The sequence below is a fragment of the Pseudomonas sp. TH37 genome (assembly GCF_016650735.1).
GTDB lineage: Bacteria > Pseudomonadota > Gammaproteobacteria > Pseudomonadales > Pseudomonadaceae > Aquipseudomonas > Aquipseudomonas farris.
Genome location: NZ_JAEKFD010000015.1, coordinates 54,158 through 72,690, shown reverse-complemented (window position 1 = coordinate 72,690; position 18,533 = coordinate 54,158). Strand labels below are relative to the sequence as shown.

The 18,533-nt window shown below is 57.9% G+C and carries 22 protein-coding genes; 9 read left to right on the top strand and 13 right to left on the bottom strand.

What is annotated here, in order from left to right; all coding sequences use genetic code 11:
- Positions 1-38 precede the first annotated feature (38 nt).
- The 3 genes from JFU11_RS26915 to JFU11_RS26905 are packed head-to-tail and all read right to left on the bottom strand — an operon-like array spanning position 39 to position 1,079.
- Positions 39-377, bottom strand: coding sequence for a hypothetical protein (locus tag JFU11_RS26915; protein WP_201062639.1), 339 nt, complete (start codon positions 375-377; stop codon positions 39-41).
- Positions 374-763, bottom strand: coding sequence for a phage holin family protein (locus JFU11_RS26910; protein ID WP_007895049.1), 390 nt, complete (start codon positions 761-763; stop codon positions 374-376). Before JFU11_RS26910 ends, JFU11_RS26915 begins: the two co-directional genes overlap by 4 nt.
- Before the next feature lies 1 nt (position 764).
- Positions 765-1,079: a YqjD family protein gene (locus tag JFU11_RS26905; protein WP_008009371.1), complete on the bottom strand. Its 315-nt coding sequence runs from the start codon at positions 1,077-1,079 to the stop codon at positions 765-767.
- Positions 1,080-1,384: 305 nt separating this feature from the next.
- Between JFU11_RS26905 and JFU11_RS26900 the strand changes: the two genes are divergently transcribed.
- The gene (locus JFU11_RS26900) at positions 1,385-2,593 is read left to right on the top strand and encodes an ammonium transporter (protein ID WP_201062637.1); all 1,209 of its coding nucleotides are present in this window, start codon (positions 1,385-1,387) and stop codon (positions 2,591-2,593) included.
- 1 nt (position 2,594) lies between these two features.
- Here the strand turns inward: JFU11_RS26900 and JFU11_RS26895 are convergent, their stop codons facing one another.
- The gene (locus tag JFU11_RS26895; RefSeq protein WP_201062635.1) at positions 2,595-4,307 is read right to left on the bottom strand and encodes a monovalent cation:proton antiporter-2 (CPA2) family protein; all 1,713 of its coding nucleotides are present in this window, start codon (positions 4,305-4,307) and stop codon (positions 2,595-2,597) included.
- Between the two features lie 209 nt (positions 4,308-4,516).
- On the opposite strand from JFU11_RS26895, the gene JFU11_RS26890 reads away from it, so the two are divergent.
- The 3 genes from JFU11_RS26890 (at position 4,517) to JFU11_RS26880 (ending at position 6,200) form a co-directional block, all read left to right on the top strand.
- The gene (locus tag JFU11_RS26890) at positions 4,517-4,753 is read left to right on the top strand and encodes a glutaredoxin family protein (protein ID WP_034151325.1); all 237 of its coding nucleotides are present in this window, start codon (positions 4,517-4,519) and stop codon (positions 4,751-4,753) included.
- A 163-nt stretch (positions 4,754-4,916) separates the two neighbouring features.
- Complete coding sequence (locus JFU11_RS26885; RefSeq protein ID WP_123723207.1) at positions 4,917-5,237, top strand: transcriptional regulator; 321 nt, start codon at positions 4,917-4,919, stop codon at positions 5,235-5,237.
- A 72-nt stretch (positions 5,238-5,309) separates the two neighbouring features.
- Positions 5,310-6,200, top strand: a complete 891-nt coding sequence (locus JFU11_RS26880; protein WP_201062633.1) for a pseudouridine synthase — start codon at positions 5,310-5,312, stop codon at positions 6,198-6,200.
- Between the two features lie 89 nt (positions 6,201-6,289).
- Here the strand turns inward: JFU11_RS26880 and JFU11_RS26875 are convergent, their stop codons facing one another.
- Both JFU11_RS26875 and mobA read right to left on the bottom strand, forming a co-directional pair.
- The gene (locus JFU11_RS26875; RefSeq protein WP_038982251.1) at positions 6,290-6,511 is read right to left on the bottom strand and encodes a YgdI/YgdR family lipoprotein; all 222 of its coding nucleotides are present in this window, start codon (positions 6,509-6,511) and stop codon (positions 6,290-6,292) included.
- Between the two features lie 76 nt (positions 6,512-6,587).
- Complete coding sequence (mobA, locus tag JFU11_RS26870; protein ID WP_123723208.1) at positions 6,588-7,190, bottom strand: molybdenum cofactor guanylyltransferase MobA; 603 nt, start codon at positions 7,188-7,190, stop codon at positions 6,588-6,590.
- Positions 7,191-7,271: 81 nt separating this feature from the next.
- On the opposite strand from mobA, the gene moaB reads away from it, so the two are divergent.
- Positions 7,272-7,811: a molybdenum cofactor biosynthesis protein B gene (moaB, locus tag JFU11_RS26865; RefSeq protein WP_007895059.1), complete on the top strand. Its 540-nt coding sequence runs from the start codon at positions 7,272-7,274 to the stop codon at positions 7,809-7,811.
- Positions 7,795-9,021 carry a gephyrin-like molybdotransferase Glp gene (gene glp / locus JFU11_RS26860; RefSeq protein WP_201121414.1) on the top strand — a complete coding sequence of 409 codons (1,227 nt, stop codon included), beginning with the start codon at positions 7,795-7,797 and terminating at the stop codon, positions 9,019-9,021. Before moaB ends, glp begins: the two co-directional genes overlap by 17 nt.
- Positions 9,022-9,086: 65 nt before the next feature.
- Here glp and JFU11_RS26855 read toward each other — a convergent pair whose 3' ends face one another.
- A complete protein-coding gene (locus tag JFU11_RS26855; RefSeq protein WP_007895062.1) occupies positions 9,087-9,395 on the bottom strand; it encodes a hypothetical protein in 309 nt (102 codons plus the stop codon).
- A gap of 325 nt (positions 9,396-9,720) precedes the next feature.
- Between JFU11_RS26855 and yegS the strand changes: the two genes are divergently transcribed.
- Positions 9,721-10,638 carry a lipid kinase YegS gene (yegS, locus tag JFU11_RS26850; protein WP_123723252.1) on the top strand — a complete coding sequence of 306 codons (918 nt, stop codon included), beginning with the start codon at positions 9,721-9,723 and terminating at the stop codon, positions 10,636-10,638.
- Here yegS and JFU11_RS26845 read toward each other — a convergent pair.
- The 3 genes from JFU11_RS26845 to JFU11_RS26835 all read right to left on the bottom strand — a co-directional run bounded on the left by JFU11_RS26845 (position 10,622) and on the right by JFU11_RS26835 (position 13,106).
- A complete protein-coding gene (locus JFU11_RS26845) occupies positions 10,622-11,281 on the bottom strand; it encodes a response regulator transcription factor (protein WP_123723210.1) in 660 nt (219 codons plus the stop codon). The two genes, yegS and JFU11_RS26845, sit on opposite strands and share 17 nt — an antisense overlap.
- Positions 11,278-12,171 carry a sensor histidine kinase gene (locus tag JFU11_RS26840; protein ID WP_201121417.1) on the bottom strand — a complete coding sequence of 298 codons (894 nt, stop codon included), beginning with the start codon at positions 12,169-12,171 and terminating at the stop codon, positions 11,278-11,280. The genes JFU11_RS26845 and JFU11_RS26840 overlap by 4 nt, the downstream gene beginning before the upstream one ends.
- 464 nt (positions 12,172-12,635) lie before the next feature.
- A complete protein-coding gene (locus JFU11_RS26835) occupies positions 12,636-13,106 on the bottom strand; it encodes a hypothetical protein (protein WP_007895067.1) in 471 nt (156 codons plus the stop codon).
- A 463-nt stretch (positions 13,107-13,569) separates the two neighbouring features.
- Here JFU11_RS26835 and JFU11_RS26830 point away from each other — a divergent pair, with 463 nt between their 5' ends.
- Together JFU11_RS26830 and JFU11_RS26825 are read left to right on the top strand one after the other, a co-directional pair.
- Positions 13,570-14,505, top strand: coding sequence for a chemotaxis protein CheV (locus tag JFU11_RS26830; RefSeq protein WP_123723212.1), 936 nt, complete (start codon positions 13,570-13,572; stop codon positions 14,503-14,505).
- Between the two features lie 176 nt (positions 14,506-14,681).
- A complete protein-coding gene (locus tag JFU11_RS26825; protein WP_201062627.1) occupies positions 14,682-15,485 on the top strand; it encodes an MOSC domain-containing protein in 804 nt (267 codons plus the stop codon).
- 74 nt (positions 15,486-15,559) lie between these two features.
- On the opposite strand, the gene JFU11_RS26820 is transcribed toward JFU11_RS26825, so the two are convergent.
- The 3 genes from JFU11_RS26820 to JFU11_RS26810 form a co-directional block, all read right to left on the bottom strand.
- On the bottom strand, positions 15,560-15,844 hold the full coding sequence (locus JFU11_RS26820; RefSeq protein WP_007895072.1) for a pyrimidine/purine nucleoside phosphorylase: 285 nt from the start codon (positions 15,842-15,844) through the stop codon (positions 15,560-15,562).
- Positions 15,845-15,918: 74 nt separating this feature from the next.
- Entirely contained in the window at positions 15,919-16,467 is a 549-nt protein-coding gene (locus JFU11_RS26815; RefSeq protein ID WP_201062625.1) for an exonuclease domain-containing protein, read from the bottom strand.
- Between the two features lie 71 nt (positions 16,468-16,538).
- On the bottom strand, positions 16,539-18,500 hold the full coding sequence (locus JFU11_RS26810) for an acetyl/propionyl/methylcrotonyl-CoA carboxylase subunit alpha (RefSeq protein WP_201062623.1): 1,962 nt from the start codon (positions 18,498-18,500) through the stop codon (positions 16,539-16,541).
- Between the last annotated feature and the right edge of the window lie 33 nt (positions 18,501-18,533).

The following is an 18,533-nucleotide window of genomic DNA, read 5'->3' as shown; positions in this document are numbered from 1 at the left end:
CCTGGTGGTGTTGCAAGAATGCAGCCAAACAAGACTGATTAGTGTTTGCGCGAGTTCTGCATGATCAGCTTGATCAGTGGCCCCAGCGTGACGCCCAGGCGAGCCAGCCGAGTCAGGCTGCCGATACCGCCACCCTTGGCACCTTTGCCGGTCAGAAAGCCCAACCCGATCACGGCCGCGATGCCCCAGAGCGGGGCGTGTTTGATGCCGAGACCGTCTTGCAGGTTTTGCGTCATACCACGCATCCGTTGCAGGGGGTGCAACAGGTGTTGGGATTCGTGGCGAATTTCCTGGCGATGCATTTCCATGCGCAGGCGGATCAGCGCCTTGCGCATTTCCGTGCGTGAGCTGTTGCGGGGAAGTTCAGACATGCTCATGGCAACAGACGCTCCCGATCATTGGCCAACTCTTCCAGGGTGCCATGGAAGGGCGAGGATTCATCGAAAATCGCTGCTCTCAAGCGCATCGCACAGAACAACGCGGCGAGGGTATAGAACACACAGAGCCCGATGATTGCTGCCAGGCGATAAGTGTCCCAAAACAGGATCAACACCAGCGTCGACAACCCCACCAGCAGCAACAAGGCAAAGACCAGCGTCAGGCCTGCAAACAGCAACAGGCTTACGGTGCGTGCTTTTTGTTCCTGCAATTCAATGCCGAACAGTTCGACATGACTGTGCAGCAGTCCAAGAAACGCGGCACCGAGGCGCCGCGGTGATGAGCCGGTGCCCGTCGCGGACGGGCCGGATTCGCCGATCGCCATATCAGCGCCGAGTGGCTAGCAGGCCAATCAGGAAACCCACGCCAGCCGCGATTCCGACCGATTGCCATGGGTTGGCCTGGACGTAATCTTCCGTGGCGGTGACAGCAGCTTTGCCGCGCTCGCGCACAGAGTCTTCGGTCAATCTCAGGGTTTCGCGCGCGCGCAGCAGACTGTCATGGATCTGCTGGCGCAACTCATCGGCTTGATCGCCAGCCAGGGATTTGGTGTGTTCCAGCAACCTTTCAGTGTCGGTAACCAGCGTCTGAAAATCTTCCATCAGAACTTCTTGAGCAGTCTTTGCTGTGGTGCGTGCCATTGGTGATCTCCGTAAGTGGCTTCTGAAGCGTTCGAGTATGAGCCTTGCGTGAAGGTTCAGTACAAATGACTGGTACAACTTTTGCTGTGTCGTGGTGCGTCAGCCTGCGCCATTGCGCTGTTGCTGGGCATGATTTCAGGAAAACCTTAACTCAAATAATCAAAACTCGCGTAAAGGCTCCGTTCTTGTGCGCCAAAGCGGTTCATCCGGATCAACGCTTCAGTCTGGACAAGCTGCAACTTGGTGCGCGAGCCATCTGCGCGAACTGCTTTGGTGCTTTTTTCAGCCTTCAGGTCTGCCAATCCATGGAAAATCTGCAAAGTGCTGTGGACAGTCTGGTCCATAGCTCCAACACGTTGTTCATCCTTATCGGTGCGGTCATGGTCTTGGCCATGCACGCCGGTTTTGCCTTTCTCGAGGTGGGTACGGTTCGACAAAAGAACCAGGTCAACGCCTTGTCGAAGATCCTCAGCGACTTCGCCATTTCGACCCTGGCCTACTTCTTTATAGGCTATTGGATTTCTTACGGGGTCACTTTCATGCAACCGGCGGCGGTGATTACTGCCGATCATGGCTATGGGCTGGTGAAATTTTTCTTTCTGCTGACCTTTGCTGCAGCAATACCGGCAATCATTTCCGGAGGCATCGCCGAGCGCGCCCGGTTCGTCCCGCAGTTGTGTGCGACGGCGCTGATCGTGGCGTTCATCTATCCCTTTTTCGAAGGCATGATCTGGAACGGCAACTTTGGCCTGCAAGCGTGGTTGCTGGAGCGTTTTGGCGCCAGCTTCCATGACTTCGCAGGCTCCGTGGTGGTTCACGCCATGGGCGGCTGGCTGGCACTCGCGGCGGTGTTGTTGCTCGGCCCAAGGCAAGGTCGTTATCGCGATGGGCGACTCGTGGCATTCGCACCGTCGAGCATTCCCTTTCTGGCGTTGGGTTCGTGGATTTTGATCGTCGGCTGGTTCGGCTTCAACGTGATGAGCGCCCAGACTCTGCAAGGGGTCAGCGGGCTGGTGGCGGTGAACTCGCTGATGGCCATGGTCGGCGGCACCGTGGCGGCGTTGATCGTCGGGCGCAATGACCCGGGCTTCCTGCATAACGGCCCATTGGCCGGGTTGGTGGCGATCTGCGCAGGCTCGGATCTGATGCACCCGGTGGGCGCGTTGGTGACCGGTGCCATCGCCGGGGCACTGTTTGTCTGGTGCTTTACCGCAGCTCAAGGCAAATGGCATATCGATGATGTGCTGGGCGTCTGGCCTTTGCATGGGCTGTGTGGTGTCTGGGGCGGGATCGCTTGCGGCATCTTTGGTCAAACCGCCTTGGGTGGTTTGGGGGGCGTGAGCCTGGTCAGCCAGTTGATCGGCACTTCTCTGGGGGTGATTGTTGCGCTGGTCGGCGGTTTTGCGGTGTATGGCGCGATCAATGCGTTGTTTGGTCTGCGCCTGAGCCAGGAAGAGGAGTATTACGGCGCGGACTTGTCGGTGCACAAGATCGGTGCCGTGAGTCAGGATTGAATCACCGTTCCTCATCGTCAGCGCCAGGGTAAAAACCGTGCAGCAGGCGATAGCGGTCACGCCGTACCTGGTCGACCCGGTCTCGCACCTGCTTGCCGGGTATGCCCAGCATGATCAGCGCGTGGGAGGCGAGCATCAGGCTCGACTCCAGCAACTCGGGTACGACTTCGCTGGCGCCGGCCGCCTTCAACTCGGCCAACTGACTGTCGTCCCGTGTGCGCACCAGGATCGACACACTCGGGTTGAACCGGCGTGCCTCCTTGAGTATCAACAGTGCGATGTCCGTCTTGTCCACGGCGACCACCAGCAGTCTGGCGCGTTCCAGCCCTATCGCGACCAACAGCTCGCCGCGACGTGAGTCGCCGTAATGAACACAGCTTTCATTGACGGCTGCTTCCTGAACCCGCACCGGGTCGGTATCCAGCGCAATGTAAGGTTGATCTATATTACGCAGGACGCGCCCGATGGACTGACCTACGCGACCGTAGCCACAGATCACTACGTGATTGTGCAAGCCTGCGTTGAGCGCGCTGATTTCTTCGAGTTCGGCTTCTTCGTTGGGCTTGTGGTGCAGGCGTGTGGCGATGTGGGGAGCGGCGCGCAGCAGTAAAGGCGTCACCAGCATCGAGCAGAACGTGGCGGCCAGCAGCAGGCCACCGAAGTCGGCGGGCATCAGTTTGTTCTGCTGCATCTGCGTCATCAGGGCAAAGCAGAATTCGCCCCCTTGAGCCAATGCCAGGCCGCTGCGCCAGGCGGTTTCGACATCGCTGCCGCGCCATTTGACCAGCAGCGCGACCACGGTGCCTTTGATTAACAGCAATCCCAGCGTCAGGCCAAGAATCAGCAGGCCGTGGCTGGCAAACAACCGCAAGTCGATCAGCATACCGATACTGACGAAGAACACCCCGAGCAGAATGTCGCGGAACGGACGGATGTCCGCCTCGATCTGATGTCGGTAGTGGCTTTCGCCCAGCAGCATGCCGGCGAGAAAGGCACCCAGGGCAGGGGAGAGGCCGAGCAGGTGAGTCAGCCAGGCCGTCAGCAAAACGATTACCAGCGCCAACAGCACGAACAGCTCCGCGGACCGGGACGCGGCGACTTCATGGAACAGCCTTGGCAGAAACCAGCGACTGACCAGCAGCAGACCGACGAACAGCACTATGGTCTTGCCCAGCGTCAATGGCAGCGCCCAATACCAGGCCTGGTCGCTGCTGCCGGCGAACACCGGCACCAGAGTCAGTAGCAACACCGCGACCACGTCCTGGAACAACAGCACGGCGATGGCATTCTGGCCGTGACGGCTGAAGAGCTCACCGAGACTGCTCAACTCTTTGCTGACAATGGCGGTGGACGACAGCGCCAAACCGGTACCGAGTAACAGTGCAGGTATGGTCGGCATGCCGAACAGCATCAGCACCCCCCCCAGCACAATCCCGGAACCCAGCACTTGCAGGCTGCCCAGGCCAAATACCACCTGGCGCAGTGCGAGCATTTTCGACAGGGAAAATTCAAGCCCGAGAGAAAACAGCAAGAACACCACGCCCAACTCGGCAAGGTCGGGCAATTCCTCGCTTTCATTCACCCAGTTGAACGCGGTCGGCCCGATCATCAGCCCTACGCACAGATAGCCCAGCACCGGTGGCAAGCGCAGGCGCTGGAACAGTGCAATCACCACCAGAGAGGAGGTGAAGATGATCAACAGATTGGCGAACACAAAAAACTCCGGTGAGGGTTCTGACTACTCAAGCGTAGAGGCAAAAAAGACGCGAGCATCGCGCAAGTGGCAGTTGAGGCGAATGATGTGCGTCAGGAGTTTGCCGAAATCTCTTGAAATCAGCCATTGCTCAGACATGTGGGGCATCGGCTCGACTGCTTTTGATAGCGGGCCTAGAATGAGCGCTTACTTCGATGGATCTTGTCGTCATGCTTCCTGAATGTCAGCTGTTCGGCACCCTTGGTTGCCATCTCTGTGAAGTCGCCGAAGCCATGCTAATGGAATTTGTCGAGCGTGGTTTATTGGTGGAACTGGTGGATATCGCTGAGGACGAAACGTGGTTCGAAGCTTACAGTCTGCGTATTCCAGTGTTGCGACGGGTCGATACCGGCGCTGAGCTGGGTTGGCCGTTCAGTGCCGATGAAGTGGTGGCGTTCCTGCGGTAGAGGGGCGGCGACGGTGTTCCCGTGTGTCGAACTTTATGATTGATACCTTGGCTTAACCGATGTTATTCGGATACTGTATGCGCATACAGTTATTCCGATTGCCTGCCATGCTTTTCCCTGTTTCGGGTTTGGCAGTCGATCCCGGACGTCAGAGGGATGAACCTTGGTCAATGTCGAGCAATTGAAGAACAGCGTGAACCGGATGTCGGCGGACGTGGTGCGCGAGGCCGTCCTCGAATTGCGTTTGGATGGCTTGGTCACGGAGGGGAAAACGCCCTTCAACAAATTGCATTTCAATACCTGTTTCGCCGAAATCGAAGCCTTGTTCCAGCGTGCGGGCTATCACCGACAGCTGGATGTCGTGGGCTATCAGGGTTTGTTGTATGCGCTTTATGATCCCGGTCGCTGGGAAGCGGTCGATGTGCTGCGCTGGCTCAAGGAATTCACCGAAGCGGCTGCTCGCGCACATTCGATACCGGCCTGAGGATTCTCTTCTAGGTTCGTTCCGGCCACTGTTGGATAATGCCGCCCTGCATTGAGGGTTAGAGCTTTTCGTATGTCCATTTCATCTTTTTCTGCTGCACATAACCAGGCCAGCACGCTCTACCTGCCGCCGGGGCCGTGGCAGACCGTCCTCGATTGCCTGTGCGAACACTTCAGCGCCATCGGTCGTGAACAATGGCTGGACAGAATTGCTCGCGGTCGTGTCCTCGATGGGCAAGGTCTGCCGATCGCCCTGGACCTGCCTTACAAAGAAGGTCTGCGGATTCATTATTTCCGTGAGGTGCCGGACGAAAAGCCGATCCCGGTGGTGGAGTCGATCCTCTATGCCGACGAGCATCTGGTGGTAGCAGACAAACCACACTTTTTGCCCGTGACTCCGGCGGGCGAATACGTGGAGCAGACATTGCTGCGGCGGCTGATCCGTCGCCTGGATAACCCGCATCTGGTGCCGTTGCATCGCATTGACCGGCATACGGCGGGGCTGGTGCTGTTTTCAGCCAACTCTCAGAGTCGGTCGGCGTATCAGTCATTGTTTCCTACACGCCAGATCGAAAAGCGCTATGAAGCAATCGCCCGGGCATTGCCGGAGCATTCCTTCCCGCTGGTCCATAAAAGTCGACTTATCGATGGCGAGCCGTTTTTTCGCATGCAGGAAGGTCCGGGCGTCAGCAATACCGAGACGGCTGTCGAGGTCAGGGAAAAAAACGGTGAACTCTGGCGTTATGCGCTGTACCCGGTGACGGGCAAGAAACATCAGTTGCGAGTTCACATGACAGCCCTGGGGGCCAGCATCTGCAATGATCCGTTCTATCCGCAGGTCCTCAAGGACGTAGAAGATGACTATGCCAATCCCTTGAAGCTGTTGGCCCAGGGGCTGCGATTTGTCGATCCGGTCACGGGACAGGAAAGAGAATTCGAAAGCACGATCACCTTGCAGTGGTGATCACAGGGCTAACGACTCTGCTTTTCTTCACCCACGAAAAAGCCCGCTTTTAAAGCGGGCTTTTCTGTATCTGGTTGTCGCCGTAAAGATTACAGATCTTTAACGGTACGGACCTGATCTTTGTTGACGCGGGTTTGCTTGCCATCCAGTTGTTCGAATTCGTAAAAGCCCGATTCTTCATCGTACTTAGGCGCGTCGACGGCCTGGATTTCTCGACCGTCATTCAAGGTGATCACTGTAGGCGATGCGCAACCGGCGAGGGTCGCAAGGCCCAGTGCGAGCATGAAAGTGGCGAGGGTCCGTTGAGTCATGAGTGTGTCTCCGAATGGGAATTCTTTTGGTTGCTGAGCTTGAGACGTATACAACGCGCGCAAGTTCCTTCGCGTGTCAGTCTGACACAGTGTGGTGTGTGCTTAACAGTTCCGGCGTATTGAGATTGGCTAGGCGGGGGTCGTTATCCGGGCATTGCAGGGCTGTGGCGCCCAGCTTGCGCATAAGGCGACCCGGGCTGCGCTCGCCTTCGTTCCAGGCAGTCTCGAACGCCGCTGAAAGGGCGACGGGAATCATGCACAGCAAGGGTTCCCAGTGTTCGCCATGGCGCAGCATCAGCGGTTTGTCCGGATGCTGCCCGGCGGTTTCACGCATGCTCTGGAGCAGCGCGGCATCGATGCGTGGCACATCGCAAGGCAGCACGAGTAAGCAAGTGTGACGGGCGGCCTTCAGGCCTGCGCGAATACCCGCCAACGGCCCCGGAAAGTCGCCTTCGTCGTCATGGACCAACTGATCCGCATAAGGCGCATATTTTTCCAGGTTTCTGTTGCAGGAGATGATCAGGTCATCACTCAGCGGGCGCGTCTTACGGTGCAGATGCGCGATCAGTGGCTCGCCGTGCCAATCCAGCAATCCCTTGTCCTGACCGCCCATGCGTTGGCCGCGACCGCCAGCCAGGAGCAGAATGGAGCAAGGCGCCAGAGGTGTATTCGAGGTCATCGCTCTTCTCCATGGGGGCGGCGAAAAAATGAGGCGCTGTGATATAACACCGGGCTGTTTCTCCTACAACTGGACGAGCCTATGAAAGCCAAGGCTGATGTACCTTTCGCACCGCTCAACATCGCGGTGCTGACTGTCAGCGATACCCGTACCCTGGAAACCGATACCTCAGGCCAGGTCTTCGTCGACCGTTTGAGCGCTGCCGGTCATAACCTGGCGGCCCGTGTACTGCTTAAAGATGACCTCTACAAAATTCGCGCGCAAGTCGCCAACTGGATTGCCGATGAGGTTGTGCAAGTGGTGCTGATCACCGGCGGTACCGGGTTCACCGGTCGCGACAGCACGCCCGAAGCCGTGAGTTGCCTGCTGGATAAACAGGTTGATGGTTTTGGTGAGTTATTCCGGCAGATATCGGTAGCGGATATCGGCACCTCGACGGTTCAGTCCCGGGCCTTGGCCGGTCTGGCCAATGGCACGCTGGTATGCTGCTTGCCGGGCTCGACCAATGCGGTGCGCACCGGTTGGGACGGCATTCTTGCCGAGCAACTGGATTCGCGTCACCGTCCGTGCAATTTCGTGGCCCACCTGAAACAGGCGGCACCCTGTGAATCGCGCGGGTAAGCCAGGCAAAACTGGCAGTCTGATGGCTGTCGAGGTGGCACTGGCGCGTTTACTGGAAATGGCCGACGCCTCGAAGATTCATGAGCACGAACGTTTGCCGTTGTCGCAGGTTCAGGGGCGAGTACTGGCCACTGACCTGGTCTCGACACTTGATTTGCCGCCTTGGCCCAACAGTGCCATGGACGGTTATGCCTTGCACCTGGCCGACTGGGCGGGAGAGCCGTTGGTGGTCAGCCAGAAGATTTTTGCAGGCCAGCCCCCGGAGCCCTTGAAGCCGCGTACCTGTGCGCGAATCTTCACCGGCGCGCCTGTGCCTGCAGGTGCCGACTGTGTCGAGATGCAGGAGAACGCCGAGGTTCAGGCGGATGAGCGGGTACGTTTCACCGAGATCATGACCCCAGGAAAGAACATCCGTCCACAAGGTCAGGAAGCCACCGTTGGTGAGCTGATCTTGCCCGTTGGAACGCGTCTGGGGCCTATTGAGCAGGGGCTGGCGGCATCGTTGGGATGCGCTGAGCTGGACGTGGTTCGCAAAATTCGTGTTGCGGTCTTGTCTACCGGTGATGAGTTGACTGAGCCTGGTCAGGCCCTTGGGCCGGGACAGATCTACAACAGCAATCGAGTATTGCTCTGCAGCTGGTTGCAGCGCTTGGGTTGTGAGGTGATCGATGCCGGCATTCTTCCCGATGATTTAGCGACCACTCGTGCCCGCCTTGGTGAGCTAAAGGATGTCGACCTGATTCTCTCGACCGGTGGCGTATCGGTGGGAGAGGCCGACTTTCTGGGCGTTGCCTTGCGGGAAGAGGGCGAATTGACTCTGTGGAAGCTTGCCATCAAACCAGGAAAACCACTGACGTTCGGGCATTTTTGCGGCGTGCCTGTGATTGGTTTACCCGGCAATCCGGCATCGACCCTGGTGACTTTTGCTCTGTTGGCAAGGCCCTACCTCTTGCGCCGACAAGGCGTAAAAGAGGTTGAGCCCCTGAAGTTTCAGGTGCCGGCAGGGTTTGTCTGGCCAAAGGCTGGTAACCGACGTGAGTACTTGCGCGGACGTCTGGAGAATGGCCGGGCAATCATCTACAGAAATCAGAGCTCTGGCGTACTGCGCAGTGCTGCCTGGGCTGACGGTCTGGTTGAAGTGCTGGAGGACCGTACGCTGATCGAGGGTGATTGTGTGAGCTTCATCCCGCTGAGTGAAGTCTTGAGCTGATACCGGCACTGGTTTTGTCACGCAAGCCCAATTGATCGCATTGGGCTTGCGTGGATGACCATTCCTTAATGTGCCAGAAGTGTCACGACCTGGTCGAAGCGGCTGTTGGCGATCCAGGTCAGAAGTCCCAGGATCACGGCTGTTCCGCCAGCTGAATAGGCAAGTCTGTGTTTGATGGATTTGACATCACCCCGGACTTCATCCATGTCTCTTCGGATGTATTTGAGGTGTGTCTCCAGTTCAATGACGCGAGGTTCCATATCAACTTCTCCGGCGGGCTTTGCGCTGTTTTTGAGTTCAGCCTGATGATTGGCGCGATTTTCTGCGAACGGCGCGACCGGAGTTACCGGTAGTCTGAGGTCATGGCTTTGCATGGAGTAACTGGCTCCTTGCGTTAAAGCCATTCAAGTGGCCGATGCCGTTATTGCCTGCGCTTTTTGAGGCCCTTAAGGGGGTTCCATTCATTGTTTTTCACGTCCCTGTGTAAATTAACGGGTGATGACTGATAACCGAGACACAACGGTGTACCAATTGCCCTGTTGGGTCAATTGAGCCGATTCCTCACGTTTTGTAAGAAAAAATACCGCTCTGTAGGACTCACGTTTCCTTTCCCTGGAAATAATTCAAATTCCTGCGACTTTTATGAGGCGCTGCGAGGTCAACATATCCCATGGAATTGCGGATATGGGAGTGGCAAAAATGAGCGAGCGCAAGGCGCTGTTGATTCTGCATGGCAAGCAGGCACTCAATGAGGAGGTCCGTGCAGCCGTCGAAGGCAAGCGCCAGCAGGGCTGGGAACTGGCTGTTCGACTGACCTGGGAGGCCGGTGATGCGCAGCGGTTGGTGGAGGAAGCGCTGACGGCAGGCTATACGCAGTTGATTGCCGGCGGCGGCGATGGGACCTTGCGTGATATCGCCGAAGCCATGGCGGCGCATTCGACGCAGGCCAGTCTGGTACTTTTGCCCTTGGGCACCGCCAACGATTTTGCTCGCGCTGCCGGTGTGCCTCTGGAGCCCGCTCAGGCGTTGGACCTTCTGGAGGCTACTCCGCGAGCCATTGATCTGGGAGAAGTCGGCGGTCAGGTTTTCCTGAACATGGCCACAGGCGGCTTTGGCAGTCAGGTTACGGCCAATACCTCCGAAGATCTGAAAAAAATCCTTGGGGGCGCTGCTTATCTCTTCACGGGTTTATCGCGCTTCAGTGAGTTGCATGCAGCCTATGGCGAGTTGCAGGGGCCGGATTTTCACTGGAGCGGCGAATTGTTGGCATTGGGCATTGGCAATGGTCGACAGGCTGGCGGCGGTCATGTGTTGTGCCCGCAAGCGCTGGCTGACGATGGTCTGCTGGATATCAGCATTTTGCCCGCGCCACAGGAAGTGGTCGGTACCTTGAAAAATTTGCTGACCGATGGCTTCGGCATCGACAACATGTTTGTGCGAGCTCGCTTGCCATGGGTCGAGATCAAAGTCTCGGAGGGCCTTTATATCAACCTTGATGGTGAACCTCTGGAGGGCGAGAGTCTGCGTTTCTCGGCGCGCCCGGCGGCATTGCGGGTGCATTTGCCCGAGGGCTCGCCGCTGCTGAGCGTCTCGAATCCAGCTAATCGTCCAGACTGATAATTTGCTCGCGCACGGCGAACAGCACCAGGCCGGCCACATCGTAGATCTGCAAGCGTTTCATGATCTGCGAGCGGTGGGTTTCGACAGTCTTGATGCTCAAACCCAGGCCATTGGCAATTTCCCGGGTGGATTTGCCGCGAACAATCAGTCGCAGGATTTCCAGCTGACGTGCCGTCAGGTTGTGCGAGTCCTGGGGTTGCGTCTGATTTTTCTGGGTTCGGGTCAGCGCCTGGTTGATGACCGTATGGGCAATGGCCGGGCTCAGGTAGCGTTCGTTATTGCGCAAGGCATCCAGGGCATGTTCGAGTTCGGTGGGCGTGGTGTCCTTGAGCAGGTAACCATGAGCCCCTGATTCCAGTGCCTGCATGATGAGCGCCGGGTCGGTGTGCATCGACAGGATGAGCACTTTACATTGCGGGCGTACTCGCTTGAGTCGCTGCAAGGCTTCAAGGCCACTGGTTTCCTTCATGGAAATATCCAGCAGAATGATGTCCGGGGATAGCTGCTCGACCATCTCGACCAACTGCGAGCCGTCATTGGCCTCCCCGATTACCGCATAGCCGGGAATATCCAGCACCAGGGCGCGCACGCCAGCCCTGATCAGCGAGTGGTCGTCCACCAGAAGTAAGTTACAAGTCAATGCATAACCTTATTCGTACTGGCCCGTTCTAGCGCACGGGGCGCCCAGGGGAAGAGTGCTTCTATTTGAGTGCCTTTGCCCGGTTCGCTGGTCACAGTCAGTGTGCCGCCTAACTGATCGATCCGCTCCGACATCCCGGCCATACCGCGTTGCCCCTCGCGAGCGGGATCTGCCGCAGGCGCGAAACCCAGGCCGTCGTCGCTGATCAACAGCGTCAGGCCCTGGGGCAGGCGCTGCAGGCGGACCAACAGATTACTGGCCTCGGCGTGACGCAGTATATTGGTAATTGCTTCTTGAGTGATTCGAAAAGCTGCCACCGCTATTTCCTCCGGTATGCCCGTCAAGCGTTGATGGCATTCCAGGCTCCAGTGCATGGAGGTATTGGCCAGGGTCCTGAGTAAATGCGCACGCAGACTGGCTTCCAGCCCGAGACTGGCCAGTTGCCGCGGATTGAGGATGGCCGAGACGTCACGAACCTTGGTCAGGGTTTCGTCCAGCGTTTCGCTGAGCACCGAGCACTGCCCCTGCAGTTCTTCGGGCAATCGGCGTTTGAGCCATTCACTTTGCAGTTTTGCGGCGGTCAGCAATTGGCCGATGTCATCATGCAGCTCCCGACTGAGCCGGTGGCGTTCGTTTTCCTGCACTTCCAGCAGACGGTCAGCCAGTTCTTGGGGTTGAAACTTTATCGATTTGCGCGAGAGACAATGTCTCACCCAGACACAGGTCAGCGCCGCACTATTGAGCACCAGCAGACTCACCGGCAGCGGTATGGACAAGCTATAGACCAGCAGGCTGCCAAGCGCCGAGCAGATGCACAGTAATAGCGTAAACCGGCGCGCGTTTTTTCGGGAGGGTGGCCACAGGGTAATTGACTTGAGGCTGGCGTACATAGCGGATGGAGCCAATGGGTGTTCGCTGCGGGCAGACCGGCCGTAAGGGCTGACGGGTCTCTGTGTGGAAATCGTTGTGTGAAGTCGGCTTCAATGGCTGCAGTGCAATGTTTGAAATACAGCCTTCAATGTGCTCGTCTAGCGTCACTCTGTCATTAATTGAGGTCAACTAATGATCGGCATAATACCACTTAAGATACCGTTGGTCGCGTTCGGTATATAGCTCTAATACAGTCAGGAAATATGTTTTTTGGACGCTGGTTCCATAATGGAAAAACTTTCGAGTTTTATCCTGGAAAGATATCAATTGCAGGCATTTTGTTTTAATTGGACAGGCACTATCTAACGTCGAGACAGGGATAAGTTTCGAGCTGTCGTCGAATGGTCAGAATATTCAATTGCGACCAAGTTATAGGGCAGTGTCATGACAATAAAAAGCGCAGCACGGCCAGAGGCCGGTAATTTCAGGCTTGCCGTTCCGCGAACGAAACGAGCCTGAACGGTCTGGAGTGGCTGGGCGGTTGAAACTGACTATGTCCCACTTGAAACGCAAACGCTTCAATCAGTGAGGTCTGTTCACTGTCATCAAGACCGAGCTGGCCGGTAGTCTGATCGATGAGTTCGAGTTGCCAGGCCATTAATGTGAAGCAGTCCTTGAGCGCGTCCAGGGCTTGATCGTGCAGGTCCATGTGGTTCTGCGCGTGGCTCAGCAATCCATGAATATGCAGCGAGAACTCCGAGACCGCCGCCAGTGCCAAGGCATCGGCCTTGCTGGACAGCTTGAGAAGAGTGCTGAGCATGCAATCGATGGCGTCCTTGTCATTGCTGATCAGTTGCAAATGACTCAGGCATTCCTCGGATTTGGCCAAGAGTGTTTCGGCCTCGACGAGAAACTCTGGAAATCGTTGAGCCCACTCTTTGGTGTCGTTCGGCATGCTTATCTCCACAACGTCATATCAGATGAGGGAATGTCGTGTGTGCCGACGGGAACCATACGCGTCCCGGTGCTGCCAAGCATTCGTGAGATCGCGCTCCGGCAGGTTTGAGCGCCGGCTGGGGAACTCGAGAGGATGGGTGGCCACTGACCTGCGATCGCACACAAAAGCCTGACTCCGTTCATGCAATGAGAATGGCGTCACATTAATGGCTATTGGATATTGCGAATATCAGGTTGGGCCTGATTGTTACTAGGGGAATCCCTTACGCAGGGGAACCTAACGTGCAAACCGTGGTCGCGCCGCAGGAAATGAAGCAGATGAAAATCACGGAGCCAGTAAAGCATGATGTTAATGTGACATCAATGCCTGGTCGTGGCATTTTGTCTCGGGGTCAAGGTCCGGCAAAAACAGCCGATAACTCCCTTTAATGAATTCATCAGAACAAGCCCAGGAGTCATTAATGGCCGGCATTCTCGACACGGTAGACCAACGCACGCAACTGGTGGGTGAGAATCGCCTGGAAATTCTCATGTTTCGGCTGGCCGGACGGCAATTGTTTGCAATCAACGTCTTCAAGGTCCAGGAAGTGCTGCAGCTGCCGAAGCTGACGCTGATGCCGCAACGCCATCCTTTTGTGTGCGGCGTGGTTAACCTGCGTGGCCAGACGCTGCCGGTGATCGACCTGTCCCAGGCCATCGGCATGCGCCCGCTGGTGCCAAGCCCCACCAGTACCATCATCGTCACCGAGTACAACCGCTCGGTGCAGGCGTTCCTGGTCGGTGGTGTGGACCGCATCGTCAACATGAACTGGGAAGCCATTTTGCCGCCGCCGGCCAGTGCTGGTCGCCAGCATTACCTGACCGCCATCAGCAAGGTTGATGATCAGTTGGTGGAAATCATCGACGTCGAAAAAGTCCTGGCTGAAATCGTTCCGTACAACGCCAAGGTATCGCGCGAAAAGCTAGACGATCCGGTTCTGGAACTCGCCCGTGGTCGTGAAGTGCTGCTGGTGGATGATTCGAACGTGGCCCTGTCGCAATTGCGCGACACCTTGGGTCAGTTGGGCGTGAAGATGCACATCGCCAGTGATGGCTTGAAGGCGCTGAACATGCTCAAGGCCTGGGCCGATACGGGCGAAGTCATGACTGACAAGCTGCTGATGATCTTCACCGATGCGGAAATGCCGGAAATGGACGGCTATCGCCTTACCACCGAAATCCGTAACGACCCCCGCTTGCGTGGCCTTTATGTGGTCTTGCACACGTCGCTGTCGGGCAGCTTCAACGACTCGATGGTGAAGAAGGTCGGCTGCGACAACTTCCTCTCCAAGTTTCAGCCCGACAAACTCGTCGACGTGGTGCGCCAGCGCCTGATGCTCGACGCAGTACCTGCCTGAAACGGAACGTAGGAGCCTGGCTTGCCGGCAAAGGTGTCCTCAAGAGTGCTTTCGCCGGCAAGTCGGATCGCCGCACCGCTGGCTCCTACGAAAAGCGGGCAAGCCCTCTCCACAGACCTTTGATTCGGCAATCAAGCTCGTATAGGGTGGCGTTTTCACCTACCAGGGAGTTGGCCATGCGTCTGAGCGCGCTTTATCGTTTTCCGTTGAAATCCGGCAAGGGCGAGACCCTCAATCAGGTCAGTCTGGATAAGCTGGGGCTGGACGGCGATCGACGCTGGATGCTGGTGGACGAGGCCAGCGGGCGTTTTCTGACCCAGCGCGCGGTCGCGAAAATGAGTCAGCTGTCGGCGTTGTGGAATGCCGATGGCGGCTTGACCCTCAGTGCCCCGGACCATTCACCGATCGATATTGCGTTGCCTGACGGCGATGCCAATCTGCGTGGGGTGACCATCTGGCGAGATACCTTGCGCGTCCCCGATGCCGGCGATGCGGCGGGTGCCTGGGTCAGTGAGTTCATCGGCAAACCGACGCGCCTGGTGCAAGTGCCGCTTGATCGCGCGCGGAGCACCCAGGCCGGCTATGGCAAGGACGATGATCAGGTGGCTTTTGCCGATGGCTTTCCGTTGTTGCTGATTGGTCAGGCGTCGCTGGAAGATTTGTCGAGCAAGGTCGGGCGGCCGCTGGAGATGTTGCGTTTCCGGCCCAATCTGGTGATCGAGGGTAGTGAAGCGTATGCCGAAGATACCTGGAAGCGTATCCGCATTGGCGATGTCGAGTTCCGCGTGGTCAAGTCCTGCTCACGCTGCATTCTGACCACTATCGACCCGCAGACCGGCGAACGCAGCGAAGATCGTGAACCGCTGGCGACGTTGCAGAAATACCGCGCCGAGGCCGACGGCGCGATGTTCGGTCAGAACCTGGTCAACGACGGTAACGGCCGCCTGGAAGTCGGCATGCCGGTGACGATCCTCGAATAAAAGCCCTTCAAAATGAAAAAATGCCCGTGTCCAAGGACACGGGCATTTTTTTGTCGCTGTGAAAACCCACGGTTTTAGCCGCGGTATTCGCACAGGTAAGCGGTGTCGACGGCCACTTTCAGCTGGAACTTGCTGTTGGCGGGTACGTTGAACTGGCTGCCGGCGGCGAAGGTTTCCCAAGTGTCGCTGTCAGGCAGTTTGACGGTCAGGGCGCCGGACACCACGTGCATGATTTCACGCTGGCTGGTGCCGAATTCGTATTCGCCCGGTGCCATGACGCCGATGGTCGCTGGACCTTCAGCGGTGCCAAAGGCGATCGACTTGACGGTGCCGTCGAAGTACTCGTTGACTTTAAACATGGGCGGTTCCTCGAAAAGGGCTAAAAAGGGCCGGCCAGTATGCACAAGGTGTCGATAGGCGTCACCTCCTGCACTCAAGGATTAGCGGGGAAAACCAGCGGTAACAAACGCGCAGTATTGCGCGCGTCTTCCAGCGCTCGATGCTGCTGACCGTTGAACTGCAGGCCCGCCAGTTGCAAGGCTCCATTGAGGCTCAGCGGGCGCTCCAGCCGACAAACCTTGGCGAAGCGTTGCTTGAGGTTCATGTGTGGCACCCGGCTCAGGATGCTGTCGAGTTGCAGACGCTGCCATTCTTGAAGCAGTTGTTTGCGGTCGTAATCGCCCCAACTGGCCCAGCCGTCCAGGCGCGCGTGATGTTGGCCGAGCCAGCGTTCGAACAACGGCCAGATATCGGTGAGCGGCTGTGCGGCATCGATATTGGCCTGGGTGATGTGGGTCAGTTCCCGGCAAAATGGCGTCAGCAAGGGCCGGCGCAACGGGCGCACGAAGCACTGGAAGTGGTCCAGTTCCTGGCCTTTGCGGTCCACGAGGGTGGCACCGATTTCGATGATTTCCATTTCTGTTACTGGCCAGCCACCCTCATCGGTGGTGGCTTCCAGATCAATGACCAACCAGTGAGGCATCGCAGGGTTCCTGGTATCCGCGTCCTGATAGGGCTTGAGCGTAGCCAAACCCGGCGGATCCGCCTAGCGGCTTATTCGACCTCTAACAAAATCTGACGATTTTTGACCTGATCGCCGACCCTGACCTGCAAACGTTTGAGCACGCCGTCGATACCCGATTTGAGCGGATGCTCCATTTTCATTGCTTCAAGCACCACCAGTAGCTGACCTTTGCTGACCGGGCTGCCCTCACTGACCAATACATCGACGATTGCCCCGTCCATCGGCGCCTTGAGCGTGCCGGAACTGACACTGGCCTGGCCGCTGACCAGCGCCTGAGTCAGATCGACCAGCCGCAGGCTGCCGGGGCGCGTGAACAACCACAGTTGCCCGGCTTCGAGGCTATAGGCGTGGCGTTGGCGGATGCCGTCGATTTCCAGGGTAGCCCGGCGTCCGTCGCATCCGATGACCTTGAGTTCGAGGGTGCGAGCGCCGACCTGAGCACGGTAGGGCTTGCCAGGTTCAGCGTTCAATTCCACCGGCCAATCCTGATCCTCCAGGCCGATTCGGTAGTGCAAAGGCACGCTGGCGTTGTTGCGCCAACCGGCCAGCGGGGCGCGGTGAGCCTGCGCCGACGCTTGATAAAGCAGCGCCGCAGCGATGGCCAGTTCTTCGGCGCTCGGCACATGTTGATGCAGGCACAGATGATCGGCGAAGTACGTGGGGATGAACCCGGTGCTGAACTCGCCGCTGATGAACTGCGGATGTTCCAGCAGGCTGGCGAGCAAGCGCTGATTGCTCTGCACGCCCAGCAATACGCTGTCCTGTACCGCCCGTAGCAACTTGCGCCGGGCTTCTTCGCGGGTGGCGCCGTGGGCGATGAGCTTGCCCAGCATCGGGTCATAGAACGGGCTGACAGACTGGCCTTCGATCAGGCCATGATCGATCCGCACACTGCCTTGCAACGCAGGCTCCCAGGCTGCGATTCGCCCGGTTTGCGGCAGAAATCCCTGGGCTGGATCTTCGGCGTACAGGCGCACCTCCATGGCATGGCCATTGAGCTGCACCTGCTCCTGTCGCAACGGCAGTGGCAGTCCTTCGGCAACATGTAACTGCCAGGCCACCAGATCGAGGCCGGTGATCAGCTCGGTCACCGGGTGTTCCACTTGCAACCGGGTGTTCATCTCCAGGAAGTAAAACTGCCCGCGAGCATCCAGCAGGAATTCCACGGTGCCAGCGCCGACATAATTCACCGCGCGCCCCGCCTTGAGCGCCGCATCGCCCATGGCCTGGCGCAACTCGGCGGTCATTACCGGGCAGGGCGCTTCTTCGATGATTTTCTGGTGACGGCGCTGGATCGAACAGTCGCGCTCGCCAAGGTAGATCAGGTTGCCGTGCTGATCGCCGAACACCTGAACCTCGACGTGACGCGGGTCGATCAAGGCTTGTTCGAGGATCAGTTCGTCGCTGCCAAACCCATGCAGCGCCTCGGAGCGTGCGGTACGGAGTTGCTCCAGCAACTCGGCGGCGCTATGCACCAGACGCATGCCTCGACCGCCACCGCCAGCACTGGCCTTGATCATCACCGGGTAGCCGATACGTTCGGCTTCGCGGCTCAGGGTCGCGTCGTCTTGTTCGCTGCCCTGATAGCCTTTGATGCACGGCACGCCCGCTTTGATCATGGCGAGTTTCGACAGACGTTTGCTGCCCATCAGTTCGATGGCCTCGGGGCTCGGGCCGATGAAGATGATGCCGGCCTGTTGGCAGGCGCGGGCGAATTCTGCGTTTTCCGAGAGGAAGCCGTAACCGGGGTGGATCGCATCGGCACCGGTGCGCCGGGCGGCGTCGATGATTGCCGGGATGTTCAGGTAAGACTGCTGCACCGGGGCCGGGCCGATGTTCACGGCTTCGTCGGCGATCTGCACATGCAATGCATCGGCGTCGGCATCGCTGAACACTGCGACGGTGCGGTAGCCCAGTTCTTGCGCGGTGTGCTGGATGCGGCAGGCGATTTCACCGCGGTTGGCGATCAGGATTTTGCTGAAGGCGGGCATGGGTTGTTCCCTTTGTATTGCGGTGAATGTGAT